The sequence below is a fragment of the Sphingomonas faeni genome (assembly GCF_030817315.1).
Classification (GTDB): Bacteria; Pseudomonadota; Alphaproteobacteria; order Sphingomonadales; family Sphingomonadaceae; genus Sphingomonas; species Sphingomonas faeni_C.
Genome location: NZ_JAUSZF010000001.1, coordinates 3373678 through 3385401 on the forward strand (window position 1 = coordinate 3373678; position 11724 = coordinate 3385401).

General features: G+C 64.2%; 11 protein-coding genes. 7 read left to right on the plus strand and 4 right to left on the minus strand.

Annotated elements, in window-relative coordinates; all coding sequences use genetic code 11:
• Positions 1–311: 311 nt before the first annotated feature.
• The gene (locus QFZ54_RS15670; protein ID WP_307088614.1) at positions 312–1508 is read right to left on the minus strand and encodes an MFS transporter; all 1197 of its coding nucleotides are present in this window, start codon (positions 1506–1508) and stop codon (positions 312–314) included.
• Between the two features lie 89 nt (positions 1509–1597).
• On the opposite strand from QFZ54_RS15670, the gene QFZ54_RS15675 reads away from it, so the two are divergent.
• A complete protein-coding gene (locus QFZ54_RS15675) occupies positions 1598–2548 on the plus strand; it encodes a LysR family transcriptional regulator (RefSeq protein ID WP_307088616.1) in 951 nt (316 codons plus the stop codon).
• Between the two features lie 210 nt (positions 2549–2758).
• Here the strand turns inward: QFZ54_RS15675 and QFZ54_RS15680 are convergent, their stop codons facing one another.
• Positions 2759–3895 carry an alkene reductase gene (locus tag QFZ54_RS15680; RefSeq protein ID WP_307088618.1) on the minus strand — a complete coding sequence of 379 codons (1137 nt, stop codon included), beginning with the start codon at positions 3893–3895 and terminating at the stop codon, positions 2759–2761.
• Positions 3896–4213: 318 nt separating this feature from the next.
• Positions 4214–4588, minus strand: a complete 375-nt coding sequence (crcB, locus tag QFZ54_RS15685; protein WP_307088620.1) for a fluoride efflux transporter CrcB — start codon at positions 4586–4588, stop codon at positions 4214–4216.
• A gap of 310 nt (positions 4589–4898) precedes the next feature.
• On the opposite strand from crcB, the gene QFZ54_RS15690 reads away from it, so the two are divergent.
• Complete coding sequence (locus QFZ54_RS15690; RefSeq protein WP_307088622.1) at positions 4899–5801, plus strand: LysR family transcriptional regulator; 903 nt, start codon at positions 4899–4901, stop codon at positions 5799–5801.
• Here the strand turns inward: QFZ54_RS15690 and QFZ54_RS15695 are convergent.
• Positions 5798–6457: a TetR/AcrR family transcriptional regulator gene (locus QFZ54_RS15695; RefSeq protein WP_307088623.1), complete on the minus strand. Its 660-nt coding sequence runs from the start codon at positions 6455–6457 to the stop codon at positions 5798–5800. The genes QFZ54_RS15690 and QFZ54_RS15695 overlap by 4 nt on opposite strands.
• A 135-nt stretch (positions 6458–6592) precedes the next feature.
• On the opposite strand from QFZ54_RS15695, the gene QFZ54_RS15700 reads away from it, so the two are divergent.
• The 5 genes from QFZ54_RS15700 (at position 6593) to QFZ54_RS15720 (ending at position 11539) form a co-directional block, all read left to right on the plus strand.
• Positions 6593–7060, plus strand: coding sequence for a VOC family protein (locus tag QFZ54_RS15700; RefSeq protein ID WP_307088625.1), 468 nt, complete (start codon positions 6593–6595; stop codon positions 7058–7060).
• Positions 7061–7070: 10 nt separating this feature from the next.
• Entirely contained in the window at positions 7071–8291 is a 1221-nt protein-coding gene (locus tag QFZ54_RS15705; protein ID WP_307088627.1) for an FAD binding domain-containing protein, read from the plus strand.
• A 69-nt stretch (positions 8292–8360) separates the two neighbouring features.
• Positions 8361–8729: a DUF485 domain-containing protein gene (locus QFZ54_RS15710; protein WP_307088629.1), complete on the plus strand. Its 369-nt coding sequence runs from the start codon at positions 8361–8363 to the stop codon at positions 8727–8729.
• Entirely contained in the window at positions 8726–10360 is a 1635-nt protein-coding gene (actP, locus tag QFZ54_RS15715) for a cation/acetate symporter ActP (protein WP_307088631.1), read from the plus strand. The genes QFZ54_RS15710 and actP overlap by 4 nt, the downstream gene beginning before the upstream one ends.
• 117 nt (positions 10361–10477) lie before the next feature.
• Positions 10478–11539, plus strand: coding sequence for an amidohydrolase family protein (locus QFZ54_RS15720; RefSeq protein ID WP_307088632.1), 1062 nt, complete (start codon positions 10478–10480; stop codon positions 11537–11539).
• The last annotated feature ends 185 nt before the right edge of the window (positions 11540–11724 follow it).

The window sequence follows — 11724 nt, forward strand, 5'->3', positions numbered from 1 at the left end:
ATCTAAACGCCCGGACTGCGGGGCAAGCCGCTCGATGCAGGTCGCGATCTGCTGCTTTCCGACGATGCTCTCCTGCCGCGCCCGCCGACGCGTCCTGGGTCGAGCGGGTCAGGCGCTCCGGCGATGCATCGGCCAACGATCACCGGTTCCATAAGCGATCGGCCACGACGGTTCCGGGGGGAGCGGACGGACCATTCGGCCGCTAGGCTCGCGCCCGGCCGTCGAGACCGGTACGCGAGCGAGCATGAGCCAGGCGTACATGGCGGGATAACCGAACCGCGAGCAGCTGGATGGCCCGGGCGACGGCGGTATCAGCGCTTCTTGAGGAGGCTGAACATCTGAAGTGCGGTCGCCATGACCGACAGGAGAATGCCGAGGCCTACGACGCCGGCCCAACCGGCCATAGCCCACGCTGCCGTTGCAGCCGCCGAGCCGACCGCGCCACCAAGGAACATCGCTCCCATGAAGATCGTGTTCAGGCGAGCACGTGCTTCGGGGCGAAGCGCGTAGACCACATGCTGATTGGACACCAAGGCGCTCTGAACCGCGAAGTCCAAGACGACGACTCCAACCACCAAACCCGCCACGGACGTCCACAGCCCGAACAACGCCCACGAGGCGAGCGTCAGTACGGCGCCGAAAGCGATGACCTTGTGCGGGCCGCGCTTGTCGGCGAACCTTCCGGCCAGGGGCGCGGCGAGAATGCCGACAGCTCCGACGATGCCGAACAGTCCGGCAACGTCAGCGCCGAGGCTGAACCGTGGTTCCTGCAGTCGGAGTGCCAGGATCGTCCAGAACGCGGTGAAGGCGGCGAAGATCAGCGCCTGGGTCACGGCGGCGAGACGGAGTTCCCCGAACTCGCGCCAGAGTCCCGCAAGCGAATGCAGCAGCCCTCCGTAGGTGAGGTCGCTTGTGGGCTGGCTGCGCGGAAGTTTGATCGCCATCCACGCGCCGGCGAGAAGAGCCATCGGGACGCCAAGCCAGAACATCTCACGCCAGCCGGCGTGTGTCGCCACGAAACCAGCCAGCGTACGGCTGAGCAATATGCCGCACAGCACACCCGACATCACGGTCCCGACCGTTGCCCCGCGTTTCTCCGGCGCGGACAGATGGGCTGCAAGCGGTACAATCTGCTGGGCGACGGTCGATGCCACGCCCAGGAGCAGGGAGGCCGCCACGACCAGCCCGGCGGTCGGGGCCGAGGCGGCGGCGACTAGCGCCGCTGCCAGCACCACGAACTGGACGACTATGAGCCGCTTCCGTTCGATCAGATCGCCCAGCGGGACGAGAAGGAACAGCCCGGCCGCATATCCCAACTGTGTGGCAGTCGGGATCAGGCCGGTCATGCTTCCGGGAAGCTCCTTCTCCATGATCCCCAGCATCGGCTGATTATAGTATATGTTTGCGACTGCGACGCCGGCCGCGACGGCCATGGCGAACGTCAGGCCCTTTGTGAGAACCGAATCCGACCGAACGGACCCGGGCGTAGTCTGCGCTATCGATATCATGACAAGCTCCTGACGGCCCTGCCGCCTTCGATGAGAGGGCTCGTTCGCCCGGCTGGGCCAGCGCATCCCTGATCAATCGGATGTAGATTGTGCCGACCGTCGCCGGTAGCGTCACGGTTCAAGAAGCCGCCTTACCGAAAAACGATGCAATGAACCTCGCCGACCTCGCAATCTTCGTCGAAGCGATAAAGGAAGGTAGCCTCGCCGCCGCCGGCCGCCGCATCGGCATCACGCCGATGGCCGCTTCGCGAAGGCTCTCTGCACTTGAAGCGGAACTGGGCACGCGACTGGTCCATCGAACCACCAGATCGCTTTCGCCCACGACCGAAGGCGAGGCGTTTCTTCCGCACGCGGAGACGATGCTCAAAGAGGAAGCTGACGCGAGGGCTGCAATACGGCCCGCTGACGCGGGCGCGACCGGCCTTCTGCGCGTGACGGCGTCCGTTCCCTTCGGTCGCAAGGTGCTGGTCCCGATGGCCGCCCAATTCATGCGACGCCATCCGGAACTGCGCCTCGATCTGCAACTGATCGACGGCGTCGTCGACATCGTGGAGCAGGGCGTCGATCTCGCCATCCGCATCGGCGAACTGCGGGACAACCTGCTGGTGGCACGGCGTATGGCCAGCAATCCCCGGCGTCTCTACATGTCGCCCCAGTACCTCGGCGTGGCCGGCTTGCCCGCATCCGTCGTCGAACTGGGCGGACACGAGTGTCTGACCATGTCCGGCGTGACACACTGGACATTCGAACGGGAAGGGCGATCGTTCCAGCAGCGCATCTCCGGCCGCTTCACCGCCAACAGCGTCGAGGCTCTTCACCAAGCCTGTCTGGACGGATTGGGCATCGCGCCGCTCTCCACATGGAACACGGACGAAGACGTTGCTTCGGGACGATTGGTAGAGGTCGAGCTGCGGGATGCGGTACTGCCGGATCGAGGTATCTGGGCGGTCTACCCGTCAGCACGGCTCGTCCCTCAGAAGGTGCGTCTCTTCACAGACGCCCTTCGCACTCATCTTGTCCCGAAAGACGCAGCCGCCTAGCCCTAGGGAGGGGGCTCGGCGTGCTGCTCGGGCGGTCTCAGCCCGTCGATCGAGGCTTCTTTCGAGCCGTCGATCCCCTCCGCCGCGTTTCAAACCGCCGGAATGCGGAGGACGGTACATCGGCGTACACCGCTCCGTATTCCGGCCCCGTTCGATACGTAGCCGGCACCGTCCAGGCTGGACTGCGCCGACACTGCCGATCCTACGTCCTTACGAGACTTCGCCTCCCGAGACGGGCGGAAGCAGCCTTGGATAGTCGGTGTAACCCGCCGCAGTGCCGCCGAAGAACGAGGAGGCGTCAGGGACGTTCAACGTCGCTCCGGTCCTGAACCGCTCGGGCAGATCCGGATTGGCGATAAAGGGGCGACCGAACGCTATCACATCGGCGCGATTTTCGGAGAGGGCGCGTTCGGCAGTGGCCTGGTCGTAGCCGCCAGCGAGAATGAGCACGCCGTGGAACCGAGCCCGCAGATCGAGGATGATGCGGTCCCACCGCGGATCGTAGATCGGATCCCGGTCAGTGCCGACGATCGCGGGCTCCACGAGGTGCAGAAAGGCGAGCCCGTACTTGTCGAGTTCGTCGACGACGAGCCCGAACGTCTCCTCGGGAGTATCGTCGCCCATTCCCATGAAACGTCCCATCGGCGTGAGCCGCACACCGACCCGTCGTGCACCGACGGCGGTGGTCACCGCGTCGACGACCTCCAGCAGGAGGCGCGCGCGCTTCTGCGGGGACCCGCCGTAGGCATCCGTACGATGATTGCTGGCGCTGTTGAGAAACTGATCCAGAAGATAGCCGTTCCCGGCGTGGATCTCCACGCCGTCCATCCCGGCGGCAATCGCGTTGCGCGCGGCCTTGGCATAGTCGGCGACGATCTCCGCAATCCCTTCCACGGTCAGCTCCTGCGGCGTCGGCACGTCGGCCCAGGCGCCATTCCCGTCATCGTCGATGATGAAGGTCTTACCGGGCACCGGCATCGACGTAGGGGCCACGGGTGCGGCTCCGCCAGGCTGGAAGACCGGGTGGGAAACGCGGCCGACGTGCCAGAGCTGAAGGAAGATCCGACCGCCTTCGGCGTGAACGGCCTCGCTGACCGCGCGCCAGCCTTGGATCTGTTCGTCGCTGTGAATGCCCGGTGTCCACGCATACCCCTGACCCTGCTGCGAGATCTGCGTAGCCTCGGTGATGATCAAGGCGGCGCCAGCGCGCTGACGATAGTATTCGACGTTCATTTCCGTCGGTACGTTGCCGGCTCCGGCGCGCGATCGTGTCAGCGGCGCCATCGCGATGCGGTGCGGCAGAGTGAGGTCGGGTAGATCGACCGGGGTGAAGAGGGCGCTCGTCATGTGGGTAACTCCTTTGTCTTCTGAAACCTGGCAGCCGACGCGGCTTCGGATAAGCGGATGATCGCGGTCTTGTGCTTTGCGCCAGACGCAACGGCGGGAACCGGGGGGCTACGCGGGGGGAGTGCAGCAGTCGGTTCTTTGGGAGCGGCCGAACCCATCGCAGGGCAGTAGAAAAGGCATGCTTCGGACCCATGGGCGAGGTCGGGAGCGCGTCCGCGGTGTGACTTTCGACTGGTGCCGCAGAACGGCTCTTGCGCTCGGATGATAAGCGCGGGGCTGGCGACAGAACGTGGCGATCGTTCGAAAAAGGCGGTCGACCTAGGTCCATTTCCGGGCAAGCATCATCACGGTTGCTACGCTTGCGAATGAAGCGACCAGAGTGACGCTGACATAGACGAAGGATGCGACGTGCTGTCCTCGTTCCCAAAGAGTCACGGAGTCCAGGGAGAAGGTGGAGAAGGTCGTATAACCGCCTAGAACGCCGGTCGTCAGGAATGTTCGAAGAGCCTCGCTTTGCATGTTGCGTGCCTCGAATACCCCTACCACCAACCCCATCACGGCCGATCCGCTGATGTTGATGAGCAAGGTTCCAAAGGGGAAGCCGCCGCCGAGTTCCCGAGTCGCGGCCAGACCTATGAACTGCCTTAACGCTCCGCCTATTCCGGCCCCGAAGAAGACAATCAGATACGTCATGCGATCTCCAATCAGCCGGTCCGATCGACGGAATGCCGGAAGGCGACGCGTGCCGCACCCATCTTTTGGTATTAACCCGGCTGCGAGATGATCCTTTCCGCTTACCCGGATGCGCGGTTTCGATGAGAGGATGCATAGCTGCCCACGACTGTGTCAGGCACTTGCGGACGTCCTCAGTCGTGAGCCAGCGCGGTGCTTCCCATATCGAGGTAGCTACCGCCTACGGCGTGATCCAATCGGCGATGATCGACAAAGGCCCGCGATAGGACCGGCTCGCTATTTACGGCCACCCCGGATACCATCGTTCGCGATGGACAAGTTTGCAGCGTTGCGCGCCTTCGTAGCCGTGGTCGAACGCGGCGCGTTCGCCCGCGCTGCCAGGGACGTGGGACAAGCCCCCTCGTCACTCACCAGGCAAGTCGACGCGCTGGAGGACCAGCTCGGGGCTCCCTTGCTGAACCGGTCGACCCGCAGGCTGAGCCTGACGGATGCCGGCGAAATCTACTACGAACAGGCGCTGAGAATATTGGAAGAACTGGCGGAGGCGGATAGAAGCGTCGGAGATCGTGCGGGTCCCCTACGCGGCGTGCTCAGAGCGAGCCTGCCGGTGGCATTCGCGCAACTCCACATCGCGCCGCTTATCCCCGGGTTCCTCAAGTGCCATCCAGCCGTCGAACTGGAGATAAGCCTTTCGGACGCACCCGTCGACCTGGTGGAGGACCGCATGGACCTGGCCATCCGGATCGGCCCGGTCGCCGCGCCGAGCGTGATCGTCCGGAAGATCGCCGAGAACGTCCGGCGGTTGTGCGCAAGCCCCGACTACATCGCTTCAGCGGGTGCCCCTGCGTCGCCCGAGGAACTGGCCGGACACGCCTGCCTTGGTTTTCTGCATGGCACCAAGGACAGGGCCTGGCATTTCGCGCAGGGAGGGACGCGCAAGGCCGTGCCGGTTACGGGCCCCTTGCGGGCTAACAGTTCGCTGCTTCTCCGAGAGGCGGCGATCGCAGGCACCGGGATCGCGTTGTTGCCGGACTGGCTGATCGACCGCGACTTGGCGTCCGGCGCCCTCACCAGGCTACTTCCCGGCTGGGACGTGGCGCCGCGGCGGACGAGCGGCGCAATCCACGCCGTATACCTTCCAAGCCGGCGGGCATCCCGTCCCGTCCGGAGCTTTGTCGACTATCTCGCCGCAGGACTGCGCCTGGACGCCTAGTCGGACGATCGCAGGAGGACCGTCGGCGCGCCGGCTATGAACATGTCGACCAGACGACCGACATGGGCGTCGATGTCGTCCGGGACAGGAAGTCCGTAAACCCACTGCCGCATGCCGATGTAGAAGATTCCTGCATGAAGGCTCCAGATGAGTTCCATATCCGATTCCCGCTCTTCCGGCGTAGCGGGTTCGGCAAAGCCGTTGCTCAATCGGAGTTCTGCCATGACCGGGCGGAAGACGCGTTCGCGGAGGCGATCGAGGTAACGGGTGTTGATGCCTTCGCGGGTGAGGCCGGCGAAGATGAACGTACGGATCCACTCACGCCGAAGTATGACCTGAGCGTAGTCATGGTAGAGGCTGTGAAGGCGTTCGCGCAGCGGGATGCTGCGGTCGGCGATGAGTCGTTCCCATTCGGGGTTCCACTGGTAGATCTCACTGTACACCCGATCGACCAGGGCCTCCTTGCTCGGAAAGTAGCGGTACAGAAGCGGTTGGGTGACCCCGATCTGCTTTGCGAGTTCACGTGTGCTGCCTGCGAATCCGTATGTCGCAAAGTGGTCGATCGCACGTTCTACGATCTGCTGCTCACGTGCAGCCGGGGCCAGACGGCGGTTGATCGCCGGGCTGCCAGTCTCGTCCTCAACGTCAGCTACCATTCCGTCACTCCACCAGGCGCCCGCATCGATTCGGGCGCTATAGCACCCCGAACGGAAAAAACGCCCATTGACACCGATAGTTGATCAAGTGATAAATAACGGGAGAAACGAAAAAGACGACAGTAGGAGACGATCATGCCGATCACGAAACTGGCCCACTATTCCCTGCGCACCTCCGACCTCGAAGGGTCGTGCCGGTTCTACGAGCGGATTTTAGGGTTCAAGCGCGGTTACCGCCCCGACTTTCCCTTTCCCGGCGCCTGGCTTTACCGCGGCGGCGATGAAGCGGACTTCGGCGTCGTTCACCTCATCGGAACCGATCCAAGCAATCCGGACGGGCTTGCCGGCTACCTTGGGGACAAGGGGTCCGTGGACGGTACCGGGGCGATAGACCACATCGCCTTCCTGGCGACCGGCGTCCAGGAGATGCGCAACCGTTTGCGCGAGGAAGGCGTCGAGTCGCGCGCACGTACGGTTCCGAGCGTCGGCCTGCATCAGATCTTCTTCGAAGATCCCTCGGGCATGACGATCGAGCTCAACTTTCCGGCGGCCGAGGTCGCAGGCGAGGAGGACGCTTCGCAGTCCGCCTCGATCGAATCGTGAGCTGGTGATCATGACGCAGATCCAGAAGCCCCGCGCCATAGTCATCGGCGGATCCCTGGCCGGACTGTTCGCCGGCAACCTCCTGCTGCGGAACGGTTGGGACGTCGACATCTACGAACGGGTTCCACAGGAGTTGGCCGGCCGTGGCGCGGGGATCGTGACGCATCCCGAACTGCTCGACGCCTTGGCCCGCGCTGGGGTGGTGATCGACGACTCGATAGGGGTTAAAGTCGAGACCCGTGTGACCTACGATCGTGACGGTGCCGTAATAGGCGAGCGCCGCCTTCCACAGATACTCACGGCCTGGGGCAAGATCTTCCAGCTTCTCCGGGATGCCTTTCCCGACGCCCACTACCATTCGGGTGCGGTCGCCGTCTCCGCCGAGAACCGCGGGGACCATGCGGTCGTTACCTTCTCGGACGGGAGTGAGCGGCAGGCGGACCTGGTATTGGCGACCGATGGCCTCCGCTCGGCGATACGGGAACAGCTGACGCCCGAGACGCAGTTGGAATACGCCGGTTACGTGGCTTGGCGCGGGCTGGTCGACGAAGCAGCCCTTTCATCCGAAACGCGCGACGCCCTGTTCGGCCATTTCGCCTTCTGCCTGCCCCCGCACGAGCAGATGCTCGGCTACCCCGTGGCGGGCAAGGACAACAGTACCCTGCCCGGGGAGCGACGCTACAATTTCGTCTGGTATCGGGCGACCAGCGAACAGGTCGAACTTCCGGACATGCTGACCGACTCGACCGGCAAGCGGTGGGAGGGCGGCATCGCGCCGGCACTGATCCGTCCGGACGTGCTCAAGGAAATGGAGGAGGCTGCGCGAACACTCCTTTCGCCGGCGTTCGCGGAAGTAGTGGCCAAGACCGCCCAGCCGTTGTTCCAGCCCATCTACGATCTCCACGTCCCCCGGATGGATTTCGGTCGGATCGCGCTCATGGGCGATGCCGCATTCGTCGCGCGGCCCCATTGCGGGATGGGGGTGGCCAAGGCTGCCGGAGACGGCATCGCCCTGGTCGACGCTCTTCTGGCGAACCCGGACGTGCCTGCGGCGGTGAGGGCGTACGGCGCCGCGCGCAAGCCGGTCGGCGACGCCATAATCGAACATGCGCGCCATCTCGGCGCCTACATGCAGGCTCAGCTCAAAAGCGAGTCGGATCGTGAAATGGCGGAGCGGTACCGGACGCCGGAGGCCGTCATGCGTGAAACGGCGGTTCCGCCCCGAACCTAGCCCTACCGTTCGGTCCCGGAAGCACCGGAGCAACATCGGGCGTCGCATTCGCCCCATCGTGGAGACGTTATGGACCATATCATCCAGTCCGTTCCGGTGCGAGAGGCAGGCCACACCGCGCCTGCTCGTGCCCGACTCGCTACCCCCGAAGCCATCCTCGCCGACGCGCGTTTCGTATCGCTCGTCCGAGAACGGCGCAGGTTCTCGTGGTTCCTGACCGCATGCATGCTGTCGGCCTATTTCGCATTCATCCTCACCATAGCGTTCCGTCCGCACCTGCTTGCGACGCCCGTCGTCGCGGGGGAACCCACGACGTGGGGGATAGTCATCGGCTTCGGCATGTTCGCCTACACGTTCCTGCTCGTGGCGATCTACGTCGCGCGCGCGAACGGCGTCCACGATCATGCGATCGCGGCGATCGTGAGCGACCGGTCATGAAGCGGCTAGCATTCGGAGCCCTGGCACTGGCCATGGCCCCGGCACCGGTCCTCGCGCAGGCGCCGGGCGGAATGGCGGAAAGCCATAATCCGATCGCGATCGGCATGTTCCTCGTGTTCGTGGCGTCCACGCTGCTCATCACGCGCTGGGCTTCCCGGAAGAACTCCGGCGTCGCGGATCATTACGCCGCCGGCGGAAAGATCACCGCCATGCAGAACGGCTGGGCGATCGCCGGCGACTACATGTCGGCGGCGTCGCTCCTGGGTATCTCGGCGCTCGTCTTCACGAGTGGATACGACGGACTGATCTATTCGATAGGGTTTCTCGCCAGCTGGCCGGTGATACTCTTCCTGATCGCGGAGCCTCTGCGCAACCTCGGCAAGTACACTCTGGCGGATGTGGTCTCCTACCGCCTCCAGCAACGGCCGATCCGCGCCTTCGCTGCTTCGAGTTCGATCGTGATCGTCCTGCTCTACCTCGTTTCGCAGATGGTGGCGGCGGGCAACCTGGTCGAGCTGCTGTTCGGCTTCGACTATCGGTTGGCAGTCGTCCTGGTCGGCGTGCTGATGGTCATCTACGTCTTCTTCGGCGGCATGCTGGCGACGACGTGGATCCAGATCATCAAGGCAGTCCTCCTGCTGGCCGGCGCCGCCTTCATGGCGTTCATGGTTCTCGCCCAATTCGGCTTCAGTCTGAACGCTCTGCTGTCCGCGGCGATCGTCGCACACCCGAAGCACCTCGCGATCATGAGCCCGGGCGGGCTCGTCTCCGATCCGGTGTCCGCCGTCTCCCTAGGATTGGCGTTGATCTTCGGAACCGCCGGACTGCCCCACATCCTGATGCGCTTCTTCACGGTCGGGAATGCACAGGCGGCCCGCAGGAGCATCCTGCATGCCACCGGCATCGTGGGCGTCGGATACGCGCTGATCATCGTCATCGGCTTCGGGACGATCGCGCTGGTGGGGACCAACCCGCTGTACCGCACGGGCGATGGAATCGTGGGGGGCGCCAACATGGTCGCGATCCATCTTGCGCAAGCTGTCGGCGGTAACGTGTTTCTCGGCTTCATCTGCGCGGTTTCGTTCTCGACCATTCTCGCCGTCGTCGCGGGGCTGACGCTCGCCGGGTCGTCGGCGGTGTCCCACGATCTGTACGCGAACGTGTTCCGCCGCGGCACTGCGACCGACCGCCAGGAGATGCTCGTCTCGCGGATCACCACCCTTGGCCTGGGCATCGCCGCCATCCTCCTGGGCATCGCCTTCGAAAAGCAGAACGTCGCTTTCATCGTGAGCCTGACCTTCTCGATCGCGGCGAGCTCGAACTTTCCCGTACTTCTGCTCTCGATCTACTGGTCCGGCCTCACGACGAAGGGGGCGGTGATCGGTGGAACGATGGGGCTCCTTACCGCAGTCACACTGACCACTCTAAGCCCGACGGTATGGGTGAAGGTGCTCGGCCATGCGCAAGCGGTCTATCCCTACGAGTACCCGGCGCTGTTCTCGATGATCGTCGCGTTCTCAGGGATCGTGATCGTGTCGTTGCTGGACCGGTCGGAGACCGCACGGCGGGAAAGGGCGGACTATCCGCGCCAGCTCGTCGCAAGCGAACTGGGGCCGATCGAACAACCGTGACCCGAGCCGGAACATAAGCGTGACCTGAGCCAGAACATAAGAACGATTAGGAGAGAGACCATGGATTGCCCATGTTGCAGCCCGCGTTCACGCCGGAACTTCCTAGGAGCGCTCGCCATGTTGCCGGCAGGTGCGATGCTGCCGAGCGCGGTGTCGGCGGAGACATCTCGGTCACCAGCCGCGAAGGCCACCGGCCGCGTCAAGACGATAGACGTCCACGCGCACTACTATCCCGAAACCCTGCTGGCGCTGATCGGCGGTCCGGGGCAGCGCTTCGGTGGGTCAGTTACGCGCGACGGCGACCGGTTCGGGTTCAAGACACCCGCCGGCACGCTGGGACCGCTGCCGATGAAGTTCGTACGCATCGAGGACCGACTCCGCGACATGGATGCCTCGGGCGTGGACGTGCAGGCGCTCTCATTGAGCGTTCCGATGGTCTACTGGGCCGACCGGGACTTCAATGCCGAGATGGCACGTGCATGGAACGATGCCGCGTCCGAGGTCCATAGGCATCACCCGGACAGGTTCGTCGTACTGGCCACTCTCCCGATGCTCGATGCAAGGGATGCAATCGGCGAACTGGAACGGGCTGCGGCACTTCCGGGCGTACGCGGGATCTACATGGGTACCAACATCAACACGCTGGACCTGGACAATCCACGTTTCGCGCCTGTGCTCGCTGCCATCGAACGGACCGGGCTTCCGATCTTCCTCCACCCCCAGCAGACGATCGGGGGTGGGCGCCTCGGCGACTTCTATCTCAGCAACCTGCTCGGTAATCCGTTCGATACCGCCATAGCGGCATCCAGACTGATCCTTGGCGGGGTACTGGACCGCCACCCGAGGTTGCACTTCTCACTGCCTCATGCCGGCGGCGCGCTACCGATACTGATCGGTCGGATCGATGCGGGGTGGAAGCAACGGCCCGAGTCCCATAAGATTTCGCAGGCACCCAGCCGGTACCTTCGGCGGTTCAGCTACGACAGCGTATCCCACTCCGGCCCGGTGCTGGACTATCTCATCCGGACGGTGGGAGCCGACAGCCTCGTGCTCGGCAGCGACTACTGCTTCGACATGGGATACGAGCAACCGGTCCGCTTCATCGACCGGCTTTCGCTCCCGCCGGCTCAGCGCGATCAGATCGTCGGGGCCAACGCTGCCAAGTTGCTGCGCCTCTAGCGCCTCCGCTCAATACTTCATCATCAACGCGTCGAGGCTGAAGGTCGCGGCGACGAAGCGAAGGAAACGCCATGATTTCGTTCATCCGGAATCGTTCGCTGCTACGCGTCTCCGTGGCAGCGAGCGCATTGTGTAGCGTCCCGGCCACCGCGCAGTCCCCCAGCAGGACGGAGTTGGAAGCTCGC